This is a genomic window from Gemmatimonadaceae bacterium, assembly GCA_036003045.1.
Classification (GTDB): domain Bacteria; phylum Gemmatimonadota; class Gemmatimonadetes; order Gemmatimonadales; family Gemmatimonadaceae; genus JAQBQB01.
This window is the reverse complement of the sequence record DASYSS010000057.1, coordinates 147,638-160,728: the sequence shown is the minus strand read 5'-3', so window position 1 is coordinate 160,728 and position 13,091 is coordinate 147,638. Positions and strand designations below refer to the sequence as shown.

The window sequence follows — 13,091 nt, the reverse complement described above, 5'->3', positions numbered from 1 at the left end:
GGCGCCCCGAGGAAGTCGGCGCTTTGAGAAGTCAGCGCCCTGAGGAAGTGAGCGCCCACGCGGTCGCCTCTACCAGATCGGGGGTCCCCCAACCTCTTACATCTCAGTAAAACGGGTTTTCACCAATTCCAATTCGCGCCATCAGCCGCACAACGTTCACGCAACGTTACAGCGACTCAATCGGCGCGGGTTGAGAGAAAACAAAACGTGATCACCCATTCGAGCGAACCGCCGCGGCGACCGAGTGCGAGAGTGCCGTGGTTTGCGCTGGTGTGCATTGCTCTCGCGATCTTCTGCGGATGGTCGGTGGTTCAGCTCTCGCCGCAGAAGAGCCTCTTCGCAACGAATGCATCGAGCAGGTTCTCCCGAATACCACTGCCGGATTCGTTGCAGTTCGTCGAAGACCACGCCTTCGTCGTGGTCGTCACCTTCGTTCTCGCCCTGATCATGTGGGCGATGTTCCGGCGGCCTCGATCGAGGTGAAGTTCTCAGCGCCGTCGCGGGACCTCGTAGCGTAGGCGAACGACGCCGTCGGCGTACTTCTTTGCCCCAACGAGGCGCAGCTCGATGTCGCGGTGACGCGGGGCGATCAGCGGGATTCCCTTGCCGATCAGCACCGGGATCACGTGGAGATCGAACTCATCGATCTCGCCGGCGTCGAGGAACGACGCGATGAGCTGGCCGCCGCCCATCATCCAGATGTTCTTTCCGCGCTGAGCGCGGAGCCGGCGCGCGAAGGCCTTGGCTGGTTCCGAAGTGAATTGGACGCCGGATACGCCGCGCCTGGGCGGCCGACGCGTGAAGACGTAGTGTGTCGCCCGCGAATCGAACACGGGCGCTCCAGGGTGTTTCTTCATGTAGCGGACAGCCCAGTCGTACGTGCCCCGCCCGAGCAGAATGGTGTCGACCGACGCGGTGAACTTCGCGTACCCGTAATCGACGGTGTGAGGTCGGCGGTTGAGCCACTCGACGTCGCCGTCGGGGCGCGCGATGTAGCCGTCGAGACTGACGGCGAGATAGGCGACGATTTTGCGCGGTCGTTTGATCATGGAATCGTTGCGAGTACCGCGAGTCGCGTTCGGGAGTTCTCCCCATACAACTTATTTCAGCCGTGCTCTAAAATGAGCGCCCATGCTTGCTGACCAACTTTGCCGGCGCCGGCGCGCGATGCGGCGTGGCTGATCGCCCTCGGGCCAACGAACCATGAACAAGCTTCTTCAACTGTCGCTGGGGATCGTGACGAGCGTCGGCGGCTTTCTGGAGATCGGTTCGATCACGACTGCCGCTCAGGCGGGCTCGGCCTTCGGATATCAGCTCGTGTGGACGATCGCCCTCGGCTCCCTATGCATCGCGTTTCTCATCGAGATGTCGGGGCGATTCTCGGCCTGCAGCAAGAGCACGATTCCGGACGCCATGCGCGAGCGATTCGGGATGAACCTGTTCGCCATTCCGTTAGTCGTTATGCTGGCCGTGTCGTTGTTGGTTCTGGCCGCCGAGATGGGCGGCGTTGCGGCGGCGCTCGAGTTGGCCACGTCCGTGAGGTTGCCGGTGTGGGCCGTGCCGGTCGCGCTCCTCGCGTGGGGACTGCTCTGGCGGTCGAACTTCAGCGTCATCGAAAATGGTGTCTCCGGCCTCGGACTCGTGACGATCGTCTTCGCGGTTGCGGCGGTGAAGGGGCATCCGGACTACGGGGCCTTGCTGCGCGGTGTCTTGCCGTCGCTTCCCGCCACGTCCGGCGCGCACTACTGGTTCGTCGCCGTCAGTGTACTGGGCGCATCCGTATCTCCCTACCTGTACTACTTCTACTCCTCGGGCGCGATCGAGGAAAAGTGGGACGAAAGCTATCTCGGGCTGAATCGCTGGATCGCCGGAATCGGCATGGGGTTCGGCGGCCTGCTGTCCGTCGCCGTGCTCGTCCTGGCCGCGATCCTTTTTCACCCGATCGGCCGAGCCATTCAAAGTTTTCACGACCTGCCGCAACTGGTGACCCCCATTCTGCACAAGCCGGGCTTCTGGCTGTTCGTCGCGGCGTTGGGTATCGCCTGTTTCGGAGCGACGCTCGAAATCTCGCTCTCGCTCGCCTACCTGATCGCGCAGGGCTTCGGCTGGCAGTGGGGCGAGGATCAACCGCCCGACACCGACGCCCGCTTCAGCCTTACGTACTCGTTGCTCATCGTCGTCGCGGCGTTGTTCGTCCTGTTCGGCGTGGATCCGCTCGCGCTCACGCAAATCTCGATGGCTCTCACGTCGGCGTCGCTGCCGCTCGGCGTGCTGCCGTTTCTCGTCCTCATGAACGATCGCCATTACCTCGGTGAGCACGTCAACGGGCATTTCGGAAACGCGATCGTTCTCGTGATCAGCGTCATGGCAATGGTCCTCGCCGTGGTGTCGATCCCGTTGGAGCTGATTGGGGGAAGCTGATGATCCGACTGGTCGCCGAAGTGCTCGACAAACAGGTCGTCGATGCGCGGGGAACGAAGGCCGGGCGCGTCGACGGAATCGTTCTGGAGCTGAGAGAGGGAAGGCGACCCCTCGTCAAAGCCATCGAGATCAGCCCGATCACGCTGCTCGCGCGATTCAATCGCCGCTTGGCGCGCTGGTACGCCCGATGGGACGCGCGGCTTGGACCGGACCGCGGCACACCGTTTCGCGTCGCGTGGATGAGCGTCGATCGCGGGAGGCGTCACTTGAAGTTGCACGAAGTGGTCGATGACACGCCGATCAACGCGCTCGAGCGCTGGCTGCGCGACCGAATCGTAAAACGGATTCCGGGGTCGCATCGATGAGTGGCAGCGAGCTTCACGTCGAGCGGCTACTCGGCCGCCGCGTGCGCGACGACGATGGCGCAGTCTTGGGGCGCATCGAGGAGTTGCGCGCCGACGTCATCGATGGGGAGACGGTCGTCACCGAAATCCATCTCGGACCGGCGGCGCTATGGGAACGGCTCGGCGGATACGCTCTCCAACTTCCGTTCTTCCGGCTGTTGCCGGCGGCGAAGCGAGTATCCCGGGTGCCGTGGTCGAAGATGGATTTTTCCGACCCCGACGATCCGCGCGTCGTCGGATCGATCGACGACGACGCTCAGTCCGCTGGGACTCGGGGGAGGTGAATCGTGAAGGTCGTCCCGCGATCCGCCGCCGAGTCGACTTCCAAGCGGCCGTGGTGCCCGTCGACGATCGCCTTGGCGATATAAAGCCCGAGGTGAAGGCGCTTGTGATCGCGCGCCGCCCCATGATCGCCGGCTCCGGCGAATAGCTCGAACAGCGAGGCGCGGCGTTGGTCTGGAATCGGCGGGCCGTCGTTGTGGACGGCGATGTGCACTTCGCGGTCGGTCGTGATCGATACGTCGATCGGCGTACCAGGCGACCCGTATTGGAGCGCGTTCGTGACCAGATTCGCGACCGCCTGTCCAACTCGCCGGTCGTCCCACTGTCCACGTAGATCGCCCGACACATGCAGTTTGAGCTCGCGATTCGGATGCGCCGTGGCGAATTCGCCGGCGATGTGCCGCATGGTATCGGCGAGGTCGGCGTCGTGCGGCTGGATGGGCAATGGGCCACCGAGTTGCGTCCGGACTGCATCGAGCAGATCGGCGACGAGCAACCTCATGCGCTCGCCAGTGGCGACGATTCGCAGCAAGACGTCGCGCGACGTCCCCTCGTCGATTCCGGGCTCGAGCAGCAGTTTCCCGCCCGTGATGACGGTCGAAATCGGATCGCGAAGATCGTGGCTGAGAATTCCGAGAAACGTCTCTCGGGCTCGGTCGAGCCGGTTCATGAATTCACCGACGGATTGCGTGAGCGCGTGGTCGAGGGCCTCGTCGAATCGGATCAAGCTCTCGAGGTCGGCCGGGCCAGTGCCCGCCAACGAACGCAACCACAGGCGCATCACACACGACCGCATGATGGGGAACTCGGCAACCACCTGCTTCACGGTCATGCCCTGCTGCGCTCGCCGCGCTCCGTGCTTTTCAGCGGCCGCGTCCACCTGATCGATGGACGCCGACGGCGCCGACGGATTGGTGACCGCTGTTTGGGCGCGTTCGCGAAGCTCGAGTTCGCCGGCGACAGTATCCAACAGTTCCCCCAAATGATCTCGCAATTGAGGGATGTCGATGTCGAGGTCGCCGATGATACGGCGTCGCGCGTTGTCCTCCCATTCCGCCAGGATCGCTTCGCGATGTGACGTTATGAAAGATGACAATGACATGGCCGGTCGGCCATGGTGCAAACATGAGACCCGGGCAGTCGCGACACGGCGCACGAATCGCGCGAACCGGCGAGGTGATCGGGCATGGTTCGCGCAATTGGCGTCGTGAATGAGCGGTAAGGCGAATTCTGCTTCACCGGCCGGCCACCGGGGCATTGTCGGGATCCTGATCGGTGCCGGGAAAGACTTCTCGAAGGACAAGTGCACATTGCGCGCGGCAGCGCTCAGCTACGCCACGATCTTCGCGCTGCCGCCGCTGCTCATCGTGCTCATCAAACTCGCCGGCGCTCTCTGGTCGCCGGAGCAGATCCAGCACTCGATCGAAGGTGAATTCGCCGCCTTGATTGGCGGTGATGGCGCGCAGGCCGTTCACGACATGGTGACGAACGCGTCGCGGACGGGACATGGATGGATCGCCACGACATATGGCATCATCGGGCTCGCGCTTGGCGCGACCGGCGAGTTTCTCGCCCTTCAGGGCGCCCTCAATGCCGTGTGGGGCGTCGCGCCGGATCCCAAGCAGGGAGGCGTGCGTCGGTTCCTTCTCAAGCGGCTCGTCTCCATCGCGATGACGATGGGCGTCGCCTTTCTCCTCGTGGTGTCGCTCGCGATTACGGCTCTCCTCGCCGCGTTGGTCCACGCCTTGGGCGACGTGGGCTGGATCATCCAGGTGCTGAATTCGCTCGTCGCTCTCGCGGCGTTGTCAGTACTCTTCGCGGCGATGTTCAAGTTTCTGCCCGACGCCGAGATCAGATGGCGATCGGTGTGGGTCGGCGGCATCGCGACGGCGGTGTTGTTCGAGGCCGGCAAGTTCGCGATCGGCCTCTACCTCGGACAGACCAATCCGGGCAACGCGTTCGGCGCCGCCCGCACGTTCGCCGTCATCCTCGTGTGGATCTACTACGCCGGCATCCTGTTGCTGTTCGGTGCCGAATTCACCGAACACTTCGCCGCCGCGCGCGGACACCCGGTGCATCCGAAGAGCGGAGCAATGTGGGTCGCGGACTCGCGAGACCGGTAAGTCGAGTCGCCGGAAGGTGCGCGTGCAAATCCGAGCAAGGCATTTCCCCTAAGCCGATAAAAAATCGTCCACGCGGCAACACTTGGGGGCACCCTCCACTCCGGATCCGTCTCGTCCCAGGCGACCTACCCGGGCCGCGCCTGGTAGCGGGAGGCCGCCGCGCTCGAAGAGCACGAGCATCGGCGGCGCCGCCCGTTTCGCCGCGATTCGTCGTTAGACGGGGCGTCTTCCCGTGAGCAAACGAATTACGACGACAATGATCGCGACGACGAGCAGGAGGTGGATGAGGCCGCCCCCGACGTGAAACGCGACGAAACCCAACAACCAAAGAACGAACAGGACGACCGCGAGAGTCCACAGCATGTCTGCCTCGTGTCAGCGAGTGTTGCGCCCCATCTGGCAATCGCCGTTCCATTAGAGCCTGGTAACAACGGCCCCGTACACCAGGCAGAAAAGTCGAGGCCGGGCGCAATTCGTGCGCGCCGTGGCGCCCCGTTTGTTCTTCACCGTTTCGCGCGGAGGCGCACCATGAGCTTGGATACACTGCAGGACCTCTACTTCGAACAGATTCGTGATCTCTACAGCGCCGAGCAGCAGATCGTCGACGCATTGCCGAAAATGGTCGAAGCGGCGGCGAATCAGGAGTTGAGCGACGGATTCGCGAAACACCTCGAGCAGACCCGGGAGCACGTGCGGCGGCTCGAGGAAATCGGTGAGCGGATGGAGGAGAAGATCGGCGGGAAGAAGTGCAAGGGTATGGCGGGACTCCTCAAGGAAGGCGAAGAGGCGGTCGGCGAGGAAGGTGAGCCGACGATCACGGATGCCGGCCTGATCGCCGCGGCCCAGCGCGTGGAGCACTACGAGATCGCCGCCTACGGCTGCGCGCGAACGTTCGCCGAGGCGCTCGGCCTGGATGACGACGTCGAGTTGCTCCAGCAGACGCTCGATGAGGAGGCGGAGACCGACGAGAAGCTGACGGCGATCGGTCTATCGCTGCTCGCGCCAATTTCGGAGGGGGAGGGCGAGGGGGAGCGAGAAGTCTCGATCGAACCCGAGGTCCGTCGCTCTTCGGGAGGCGCGCAACGGCGGGCGAAGCGCGGCGGGGACGACGTTCGAGCCTAGAGGCCGCGAACCGTCGAGGGTCAGCCCGCGGTCGTTTCCCCGCCCAGCAACGTGAGTACTTCGCCCGTGATGTAGCTCGAGTCGGTGTTCGAGGCGAAGAATACGTAACTCGGGGCGATCTCCTCGGGCTGGCCCGGCCGCTTCATCGGCGTTTCTTGGCCGTGCTTCGCCGCGGCTTCGGCGGGCTTGTCGGCGACGTTGAGTGGCGTCCACACCGGTCCCGGCGCCACACAGTTCACGCGAATCTTCTTCTCGACGAGGCTCTGCGCCAGCGACTTCGTGAAGGCGTGGATCGCGCCCTTCGTCGCCGAGTAATCGAGCAGGTGCTCGCTGCCTTCGAGACCGGTGATGGAGCCGGTGTTGACGATGGCGCTGCCCGGCTTCATTTGACGCACGGCCGCGCGCGCCATGTAGAAGTAGCCGAAGATGTTGGTGCGGAAGGTCGTCTCGATCTGTTCGTCGGTAAGGTCTTCGATCGACTTCACGTGTTGTTGAAAGGCCGCGTTGTTCACAAGCACGTCGAGCCGGCCGAGCTCGTCCATGGTGCGTTGCACCGCGCGGTCGCAAAACGCCGAGCTGCGGACGTCTCCAGGTAGCAGAAGGCAGCGTGCGCCCTCGGCCTCGATGACCGTTTGCGTCTCGAGCGCGTCGCTCTGCTCGGTCTTCAGATAAACGATCGCGACGTCGGCGCCCTCTCGCGCATACAACACCGCGACGGCCCGTCCGATTCCGGAGTCGCCGCCGGTGATGAGCGCGACTTTCCCGGCCAACCGCCCGGCGCCACGATAACTCGGCGCGAAGAACCGTGGCTTCGGTGACATCGCTGATTCCAAGCCCGGCTTTCGTTGACTCTGCTTTGGAAACGGCGGCTTGGGCTTGTCGGCGCGACGCGAAGCGCGCCCGTTCGAAGCGCGGCGCCGCCGGAGTTGTTTTGTCGTCATGAGAAGTCTCCTTGGTGCGGCGCCGCGTGCTTTTCGACGCGCGTTTCTAGTGGCTCTTTCGGCGCGGGACCTTCGCCCCCTTCTTGCGCGCCTCTGAGAGTCCGATGGCGATCGCCTGCTTTCGGCTCTTCACCTTTCCGCCGTGACCGTGTTTACCTCGGCGAAGCGTTCCGTGCTTCTTGCGGCGCATCGCGCTCGCGACGCGCTTGCTGGCGCCCTTCGAGTATTTCCGGCCGCCACTGCGGCGGCTGGAGCTATGGTGTTTTCTCGCAGCCATGTGAACCTCCATGGGATGGCAGCGGACGAACGGCTCAAGTTGCGTTCCAACTCGGCGATTTCGCGTCAGGTCGCCGGGCGGCAGAGGGCATGGATCTTGACCTTTTCCGTTTGAACTGCTCACGGATCGCTTCGCTTTGACAAACCTCGGAAAACTCAAAGGCGTCGGCGCAAACGGAAACGTCACCGCGATAGTGGAGACGACCAAAGGCAGCCGGACGAAGCTCGACTACGACTCGAAGCATCAATGTTTCGTCGTCAGCAAGGTGCTGCCGGAGGGGATGAGCTTTCCGTTCGACTACGGCTTCATCCCGTCGACGAAGGGCGACGACGGCGACCCGCTCGACGTGATTCTCCTGCTCGACGAATCCGTGCCGAGTGGCACCGTCGTGCCCGCCCGCCTGATCGGAGTGATCGAGGCGATACAAAAGGACGACGAGGGTGAGGAGGAAGAGAACGATCGCCTGCTGGCCGTGGGCGCGTCGTCGATGTTGTACGAGAAGGTTCGCAAGCTGTCCGATTTGCCAACCGCCGTCATCGAGCAAATCGAAGAGTTTTTCGTGAGCTACAACCGTCTCGAAGGCAAGAGCTTCGTCGCCAAGGACCATCGCGGGCAGAAGCGAGCGCTTCACTGCGTGCGGCGCGGCAAGCGTCGGTTCACCGCGTCAGCGAGATAGCGGCGCATCATGGAAAGCGGCACTCGCTTGTCGCTGAGCGAGGCGTCGTCTCAGCTGCTCAATGAGTGCCGCATGGTGTTGCCCGGCGTCCAGACGCTGCTCGGCTTTCAGCTCATCGTGGTGTTTCAGCCGCCGTTCATGGATCTATCGCGGGGCATTCAACGGTTGCACCTATTCGCCATTCTCTGCGTGGTCGTGGCGATCGCGCTCGTGATGACGCCCGCGGCGTTGCATCGATTGCGTGAGCCGATGAGCGTTTCTCGGCGATTCGTCCGGCTGTCTTCATCGCTCTTGATGTGGAGCATGCCGCCGCTCGCGATCGGCCTCGCGTGCGACGTGTACATCGTGGCGACCATGATCACAAAAGCGTTCGTGCCGAGCGTGATCGTCGCCGCCGTCGCTCTCGCGTTCTTCGCCGGGTTCTGGTTCGTTTTGCCGTGGCGCGCGCGCCTCGAGTGACCACACGGGGGACCGGCGCGGGACCCCCGTCGTTATCAGGTCGCGATTGGCGTAGCGCGACGTTGGCCCTGTCTCGTCAGGCAGCGAGAAACTTGCGGATGTTCTCCGCTTGGCCTGCCCAGCCCCGCTCGTTCATGCTGAACGCCTTCGCGCGCCGCGATTCGGGAATCGCGTCGAAGCCGGATTCGACGATCGTGAGCTTGGTGCCGGCTCCGGCGTCTTCGAGCGTGAACGTCACGAGCGTGGTCGGCTCGGCGCTGTAATCGACGCCCTCCTCGATCGCGTACGGATGCCATCGAAACGAGAAGAATCGCTCCGGCTCGATCGATTCGATCCAGATGGTCATCGTGACGTGGTCGTAGTTGCGGATGTTGATCTTGCCGCTGGCGGCCGCGCCTGGAATGAAGGGTGACGTCAGCGACACGCCGAACCATTGATTGAACTGCGTGTAGTCGGTGAGCGCTCGCCACACGCGGGAGCGCGGCGCGTCGAGGGTGACGAGCTTTTCGATGCGGTCGGTGGAGGCGGAGGCTGCGGTCGTGGTGGTCGGCATGGCGGTCCTCATTTGGCGTCTGAAGGGTCTTCGTTGTCGGGGTGACGCAGAAGCTCGGTGAGTCGGTCGATCCGCGTGTCCCAGAGGCGTTCGTAGCCGCGGAGCCAATCGTCGGCGCGCTCGAGCGGCCGCGGATCGATGCGGCAGTAGTGGATGCGTCCGCGCACGGTGCGTTTCACGAGGCCGGCCTTCTCGAGGGTCTGGATGTGCTTCGAGGCGGCGGCGAGGGACATCCGGTAGGGGGCGGCGAGCTCGCCAACCGTCTGCTCGCTTTTCGCGAGACGCTCGAGCATGGCGCGCCTGGTCCGGTCGGAGAGAGCGCGGAACACGAGGTCGAGTCGGGCTAGTTGTTCAACCATGTGGTTGAAGATAGGGCCAGGCGGCTAATTGTCAACCGTTCGGTTGAGGATCAGCCCGGCGGGCGAGCCCGTCCGTCGTGAAAAGCGATCTGGAGTCCTATGGCGCCGGCTTCGGATGTCCGAGTGTGGGGAGCGCTTTGTCCAGAAAGTCTTCGACCGGCTGACGTCCGCCGGGCCCCATGCGATGGTCGTCCATGAGATTGATCGCGCGCGCGTTGGTCAGCGCGGTCTCGACGTCGACGCCGCGCTCCTTGATCAGATACGCGGCCCACAGGTGGCTGGCACGCCAGGCGATCGTGCAGTGCAACAGCACTTTGCCGTCGGCGCCGGCGACCGCCGCGGCGAGCTTGCTCACGGCGTCAGGCGAGTAGGGGAGCTCGGGGGTGCCGCGCATCGGCAGGTACACGTATTTCATCCCCAGCTCCTTCACGACCGCCGGCTCGTCGAACTTCACTTGCGTCTGCATCTCCTGGGGCGAGCGAAGATTGACGACGGTCGTCACTCCCTTTGCCTTCATTTCTCTGAGACCGAGCTCGGTCGGCTGCCCGGCGATGAAAAAATCGTCACCGACCCGCACCGCGGCTGCCAGGAAACGGCCGGTCGTATCGATCGCAACCGGCGCGGGCAGCCGCGTGATGCGGCCACTTGTCGCGAGGCGTTGTCCCGCGAGTTGGAGGGGGAGCGCGACCGTGGCGAGCAGCGTCGCGGTCCCGCATCGGGTCATGCCGCGACCGAGTGAGCGAATCATCGGGGATTCCTCCGGCGGGTCTGTGGAGCTGAGATGCGAGATACGACGTGAAATCTCGCTCCGCGGATTCACGTCCGCACAATCTCGACAAATTCCTAACGCCTCCTTCCTTTGGGCGCTGACTTCCTCGGAGCGCTGACTTCTTCCGGGCGCCTCTTGGCAGTTCGCGCACTTCGCGCCACCCGGAAGGTCGCGCCGTTCGGGAGTCGGCGCCCTCGGGAGTTCGCGCCTTCATCAGCTGCGACGTTCCCGACGTTAGGGGCTGATCGTTTGGAGACGCCAACGGATGCATACACTCGGAGATGGCTGGCCGAGCGACCCGAATGGCGCCAGATTGCGGCGGCAAGGAAGTGCCGCGCGACCATAACCCCTGGAGAAACCGATGGCGACGAAGCTACGGTTGGCCAAGCCGGCCGAGATCGACCTGCGAAAGGAAGTGTTGGCGCGACAAATCGGACGTATTCTGCGCGATCGCCAGATGACGCAGACGGAGGCGTCGTATCTCATTCGCGAACAGCCCTCGCAGCTCTCGCTGATCACCAATGGGCGACTGCGCGGCTTCTCGCTCGACCGTCTGGTCAAGTATCTCGCGCGGCTCGGCTGCGACGTCGAGGTTCGCGTCGCGCCCCGAAAAGGACGTGGCTCCGGAGCCGGGAAAGTGAGCGTCCACGTCCGCTAGGTCGTCGTGGTCCGGCCGCCTCTCCGGAGGCGGCCGTCCGCCAACGAGGGGCGAGACAAGACAATAGCTGGCGATTTCGACCTCATCGCCTCTACGTACGCGGATGAAGGTCCTGTCCTGGAACATTCGCCAGGGCGGCGGGAGCCGCCTCGACGCCATCGTCTCGGCGATCGCCGGCCATCAACCCGACCTGGTCGTGATCAACGAGTTGCGCGCTCGCACGACGCCGGAGTTGGTGGCGGCGCTTCACGCGCGCGGGTTGTGCTTTCACGAGCACACGGCGCCGCTCAGCGCTGAAAATGGAACGCTGATCGCGGCGCGCGCGCCGCTCCGCCGGCGCCGCGCGGGAACACCCGCGCGAGTCTTTGCCCATGGACTTCTCGAGGTAGACGTCGGCGATTGGGCAACGGTCGGCGCGGTGTACGGTCCGCTCAGCCGCGCGACGCTGCGCACCTTTTGGGATCGAATGGTTGGGCACGCCTCGAGACGCGCCCGCCGCCGCTACCTGCTCATCGGCGATTTCAACGCGGGCGAGTCGTTCGTCGACGCGAACGCGTACAAGTTCATGAGCTCCGACTATCTCGTTGCGATTCGCGGCGCGGGGTTCGTGGATCTGTGGCGCGCGAGCAACGCGGAGACCGAGCACACGTGGTTCAGCTTCGGCCGGGGTGGCGTGGCGCTCAACGGCTTTCGCATCGATCACGCGCTGGCGTCGCAATCGTTGGCGAGCGAGGCGACGCGATGTTATTACTCTCATGTCGAACGCGAGACGCGCCTGTCGGACCACTCGGCGTTACTCGTGGAGTTCGTGACCGCGTGATTGAGCACTATGCGCGACGTCGCGCGATGAGTGATGTTGCCGATTTCATCCCGTGAGGTCGCATGTCGTGCCGTTCCGTTCTCGTCTCGTTGTCTCTCGTAGCCCTTGGCTTGCGAGCGAACGCACAACGACCGCCGGCGCCGTCGAGCCCGCCGCGACCGAACGACGTAATGGTCGGCAGTACGCCGGCAACCGTGATACCGCTCGTGAATTTTGTCCCCGATCTGCTCGCCATCGACGGACAATTCGAATGCGGAACCCGTGAAGCCATGGGCGCAAACCTGACTTCCGTTTCCGCCTCGTTCCCGAGCGCCGCGGATACGAGAGAAACGGTCGTCGTCATGTTTGACTCGACGCGGAGGATCGTCCGAGTTGCTGAACGTCGTGGTCCGCCGCTTCGACCCGCCGTTCCTTTGGGTCAGGAGGCGCGCGCCACCCCGTCCCAAATCGCCGCTGCCGCGCGCGCCGTGCGATCGACGACCATCACGCTGGACTACAGCCAAGGCCGCGCGATCCTGGCCAACCGTGGGGGCGGATTCCCCGATCAGATGGCCATGGGCAGCGCGGACGTCGCCGGATCGCTGGATCAGCTCGGAAGGCCGCTCGACCGCGCCGGTCGCGTGCTCGAGCAGTGCGCCGGCAAATGAGCCCAGCGCTACCGTGACGCTCTAGGGGCCCTTCGTCGTGCAGCTCCACGCCACATGCCCGCCGGCGGGCGAGTAGCCCATTCGCGGCAAGACATTCAGCGCGATGACCGTCCACGCCACGAGGACGCAGCCGGCCGAGCCGACGAACAGCCCGACCATGCGTTCTCGCCAGCCGTGGATGGCCAGTGAGGCGGCGCCGACGATCACCACCACGTTGGACAGCAGGTAGCCGGTGAGCGGCATGCCACAGTGGCTGCCGTAGGGCCACCAGAACAGCGATAGCCCGAGCGCCGCGATCAGGGCCAGCCGGGCCCAAATCCCGAGCATGGCGAGGCGCTCGTAGAATCGGTCCTTGGCGGCGATTTCTTGAATCTTCTGCAGGCGGAGCTGGGTCCGCGAACGCTCAGGGGGAAGTCCGTCGTACTCACGCTCGATCTTGCGGAGCTCGAGGTTCCAGTCGATTTCGCTCACGTGAAGGCGGAGTTGTGAGGAGAGGTGAAACGATGTTGACCAGAGCAGGGACCAAACTCATGCAAAACTGAAGAGAATTCGGTGATGTACGGGGTAGTCGAGTGGTAAC

General features: G+C 64.1%; 20 protein-coding genes. 11 read left to right on the top strand and 9 right to left on the bottom strand.

The annotated features are described in order from the left end of the window. The first annotated feature begins 252 nt into the window (after positions 1-252). On the top strand, positions 253-483 hold the full coding sequence (locus VGQ44_15275; GenBank protein HEV8448190.1) for a hypothetical protein: 231 nt from the start codon (positions 253-255) through the stop codon (positions 481-483). 5 nt (positions 484-488) lie between these two features. Here VGQ44_15275 and VGQ44_15270 read toward each other — a convergent pair whose 3' ends face one another. Continuing rightward, entirely contained in the window at positions 489-1,049 is a 561-nt protein-coding gene (locus tag VGQ44_15270) for a dihydrofolate reductase family protein (GenBank protein ID HEV8448189.1), read from the bottom strand. Positions 1,050-1,203: 154 nt separating this feature from the next. Between VGQ44_15270 and VGQ44_15265 the strand changes: the two genes are divergently transcribed. From VGQ44_15265 to VGQ44_15255, 3 genes are read left to right on the top strand one after another with little or no spacing between them, the layout of a single operon-like run. Then, positions 1,204-2,421 carry an Nramp family divalent metal transporter gene (locus VGQ44_15265; GenBank protein HEV8448188.1) on the top strand — a complete coding sequence of 406 codons (1,218 nt, stop codon included), beginning with the start codon at positions 1,204-1,206 and terminating at the stop codon, positions 2,419-2,421. Continuing rightward, positions 2,421-2,786 (top strand): hypothetical protein, encoded by a 366-nt coding sequence (locus VGQ44_15260; protein HEV8448187.1) that lies wholly within the window; start codon positions 2,421-2,423, stop codon positions 2,784-2,786. Before VGQ44_15265 ends, VGQ44_15260 begins: the two co-directional genes overlap by 1 nt. Then, positions 2,783-3,109, top strand: coding sequence for a hypothetical protein (locus VGQ44_15255; GenBank protein ID HEV8448186.1), 327 nt, complete (start codon positions 2,783-2,785; stop codon positions 3,107-3,109). Before VGQ44_15260 ends, VGQ44_15255 begins: the two co-directional genes overlap by 4 nt. Here VGQ44_15255 and VGQ44_15250 read toward each other — a convergent pair. Next, complete coding sequence (locus VGQ44_15250; protein ID HEV8448185.1) at positions 3,082-4,209, bottom strand: sensor histidine kinase; 1,128 nt, start codon at positions 4,207-4,209, stop codon at positions 3,082-3,084. The two genes, VGQ44_15255 and VGQ44_15250, sit on opposite strands and share 28 nt — an antisense overlap. Before the next feature lie 109 nt (positions 4,210-4,318). Here VGQ44_15250 and VGQ44_15245 point away from each other — a divergent pair, with 109 nt between their 5' ends. Continuing rightward, positions 4,319-5,230 carry a YihY/virulence factor BrkB family protein gene (locus VGQ44_15245; protein HEV8448184.1) on the top strand — a complete coding sequence of 304 codons (912 nt, stop codon included), beginning with the start codon at positions 4,319-4,321 and terminating at the stop codon, positions 5,228-5,230. A gap of 213 nt (positions 5,231-5,443) precedes the next feature. Here VGQ44_15245 and VGQ44_15240 read toward each other — a convergent pair whose 3' ends face one another. Next, on the bottom strand, positions 5,444-5,593 hold the full coding sequence (locus VGQ44_15240; protein ID HEV8448183.1) for a lmo0937 family membrane protein: 150 nt from the start codon (positions 5,591-5,593) through the stop codon (positions 5,444-5,446). Positions 5,594-5,758: 165 nt separating this feature from the next. Here VGQ44_15240 and VGQ44_15235 point away from each other — a divergent pair, with 165 nt between their 5' ends. Further along, the gene (locus VGQ44_15235; GenBank protein ID HEV8448182.1) at positions 5,759-6,352 is read left to right on the top strand and encodes a ferritin-like domain-containing protein; all 594 of its coding nucleotides are present in this window, start codon (positions 5,759-5,761) and stop codon (positions 6,350-6,352) included. 20 nt (positions 6,353-6,372) lie between these two features. Here VGQ44_15235 and VGQ44_15230 read toward each other — a convergent pair whose 3' ends face one another. Both VGQ44_15230 and VGQ44_15225 read right to left on the bottom strand, forming a co-directional pair. Continuing rightward, entirely contained in the window at positions 6,373-7,293 is a 921-nt protein-coding gene (locus VGQ44_15230; protein ID HEV8448181.1) for an SDR family oxidoreductase, read from the bottom strand. Between the two features lie 46 nt (positions 7,294-7,339). Further along, the gene (locus VGQ44_15225) at positions 7,340-7,570 is read right to left on the bottom strand and encodes a DUF6496 domain-containing protein (protein ID HEV8448180.1); all 231 of its coding nucleotides are present in this window, start codon (positions 7,568-7,570) and stop codon (positions 7,340-7,342) included. 136 nt (positions 7,571-7,706) lie between these two features. On the opposite strand from VGQ44_15225, the gene VGQ44_15220 reads away from it, so the two are divergent. Together VGQ44_15220 and VGQ44_15215 are read left to right on the top strand one after the other, a co-directional pair. Next, positions 7,707-8,246, top strand: a complete 540-nt coding sequence (locus VGQ44_15220) for an inorganic diphosphatase (protein HEV8448179.1) — start codon at positions 7,707-7,709, stop codon at positions 8,244-8,246. A 9-nt stretch (positions 8,247-8,255) separates the two neighbouring features. Continuing rightward, positions 8,256-8,705, top strand: a complete 450-nt coding sequence (locus VGQ44_15215; GenBank protein ID HEV8448178.1) for a DUF6328 family protein — start codon at positions 8,256-8,258, stop codon at positions 8,703-8,705. A 76-nt stretch (positions 8,706-8,781) separates the two neighbouring features. Here the strand turns inward: VGQ44_15215 and VGQ44_15210 are convergent, their stop codons facing one another. The 3 genes from VGQ44_15210 to VGQ44_15200 form a co-directional block, all read right to left on the bottom strand. After that, positions 8,782-9,258: an SRPBCC family protein gene (locus VGQ44_15210; protein HEV8448177.1), complete on the bottom strand. Its 477-nt coding sequence runs from the start codon at positions 9,256-9,258 to the stop codon at positions 8,782-8,784. 8 nt (positions 9,259-9,266) lie between these two features. After that, on the bottom strand, positions 9,267-9,617 hold the full coding sequence (locus VGQ44_15205; protein ID HEV8448176.1) for a metalloregulator ArsR/SmtB family transcription factor: 351 nt from the start codon (positions 9,615-9,617) through the stop codon (positions 9,267-9,269). 97 nt (positions 9,618-9,714) lie between these two features. Continuing rightward, positions 9,715-10,365 (bottom strand): sulfur transferase domain-containing protein, encoded by a 651-nt coding sequence (locus VGQ44_15200; protein ID HEV8448175.1) that lies wholly within the window; start codon positions 10,363-10,365, stop codon positions 9,715-9,717. A gap of 382 nt (positions 10,366-10,747) precedes the next feature. Between VGQ44_15200 and VGQ44_15195 the strand changes: the two genes are divergently transcribed. The 3 genes from VGQ44_15195 to VGQ44_15185 all read left to right on the top strand — a co-directional run bounded on the left by VGQ44_15195 (position 10,748) and on the right by VGQ44_15185 (position 12,511). Beyond that, the gene (locus VGQ44_15195; protein ID HEV8448174.1) at positions 10,748-11,044 is read left to right on the top strand and encodes an XRE family transcriptional regulator; all 297 of its coding nucleotides are present in this window, start codon (positions 10,748-10,750) and stop codon (positions 11,042-11,044) included. Between the two features lie 103 nt (positions 11,045-11,147). Then, positions 11,148-11,864 (top strand): endonuclease/exonuclease/phosphatase family protein, encoded by a 717-nt coding sequence (locus VGQ44_15190; protein HEV8448173.1) that lies wholly within the window; start codon positions 11,148-11,150, stop codon positions 11,862-11,864. 467 nt (positions 11,865-12,331) lie between these two features. Further along, positions 12,332-12,511 carry a hypothetical protein gene (locus tag VGQ44_15185; protein ID HEV8448172.1) on the top strand — a complete coding sequence of 60 codons (180 nt, stop codon included), beginning with the start codon at positions 12,332-12,334 and terminating at the stop codon, positions 12,509-12,511. 21 nt (positions 12,512-12,532) lie between these two features. Here the strand turns inward: VGQ44_15185 and VGQ44_15180 are convergent, their stop codons facing one another. Further along, complete coding sequence (locus tag VGQ44_15180) at positions 12,533-12,982, bottom strand: hypothetical protein (GenBank protein HEV8448171.1); 450 nt, start codon at positions 12,980-12,982, stop codon at positions 12,533-12,535. Between the last annotated feature and the right edge of the window lie 109 nt (positions 12,983-13,091).

What these genes read in the sequence shown, in the direction of transcription:
- VGQ44_15215 (HEV8448178.1), top strand. Translation starts at nt 8,256, where the DNA reads ATGGAAAGCGGCACTCGCTTGTCGCTGAGCGAGGCGTCGTCTCAGCTG.
- VGQ44_15230 (HEV8448181.1), bottom strand. Translation starts at nt 7,293, where the DNA reads ATGACGACAAAACAACTCCGGCGGCGCCGCGCTTCGAACGGGCGCGCT.
- VGQ44_15190 (HEV8448173.1), top strand. Translation starts at nt 11,148, where the DNA reads ATGAAGGTCCTGTCCTGGAACATTCGCCAGGGCGGCGGGAGCCGCCTC.
- VGQ44_15200 (HEV8448175.1), bottom strand. Translation starts at nt 10,365, where the DNA reads ATGATTCGCTCACTCGGTCGCGGCATGACCCGATGCGGGACCGCGACG.
- VGQ44_15205 (HEV8448176.1), bottom strand. Translation starts at nt 9,617, where the DNA reads ATGGTTGAACAACTAGCCCGACTCGACCTCGTGTTCCGCGCTCTCTCC.
- VGQ44_15265 (HEV8448188.1), top strand. Translation starts at nt 1,204, where the DNA reads ATGAACAAGCTTCTTCAACTGTCGCTGGGGATCGTGACGAGCGTCGGC.
- VGQ44_15270 (HEV8448189.1), bottom strand. Translation starts at nt 1,049, where the DNA reads ATGATCAAACGACCGCGCAAAATCGTCGCCTATCTCGCCGTCAGTCTC.
- VGQ44_15210 (HEV8448177.1), bottom strand. Translation starts at nt 9,258, where the DNA reads ATGCCGACCACCACGACCGCAGCCTCCGCCTCCACCGACCGCATCGAA.
- VGQ44_15225 (HEV8448180.1), bottom strand. Translation starts at nt 7,570, where the DNA reads ATGGCTGCGAGAAAACACCATAGCTCCAGCCGCCGCAGTGGCGGCCGG.
- VGQ44_15255 (HEV8448186.1), top strand. Translation starts at nt 2,783, where the DNA reads ATGAGTGGCAGCGAGCTTCACGTCGAGCGGCTACTCGGCCGCCGCGTG.
- VGQ44_15250 (HEV8448185.1), bottom strand. Translation starts at nt 4,209, where the DNA reads ATGTCATTGTCATCTTTCATAACGTCACATCGCGAAGCGATCCTGGCG.
- VGQ44_15235 (HEV8448182.1), top strand. Translation starts at nt 5,759, where the DNA reads ATGAGCTTGGATACACTGCAGGACCTCTACTTCGAACAGATTCGTGAT.
- VGQ44_15260 (HEV8448187.1), top strand. Translation starts at nt 2,421, where the DNA reads ATGATCCGACTGGTCGCCGAAGTGCTCGACAAACAGGTCGTCGATGCG.
- VGQ44_15245 (HEV8448184.1), top strand. Translation starts at nt 4,319, where the DNA reads ATGAGCGGTAAGGCGAATTCTGCTTCACCGGCCGGCCACCGGGGCATT.
- VGQ44_15240 (HEV8448183.1), bottom strand. Translation starts at nt 5,593, where the DNA reads ATGCTGTGGACTCTCGCGGTCGTCCTGTTCGTTCTTTGGTTGTTGGGT.
- VGQ44_15195 (HEV8448174.1), top strand. Translation starts at nt 10,748, where the DNA reads ATGGCGACGAAGCTACGGTTGGCCAAGCCGGCCGAGATCGACCTGCGA.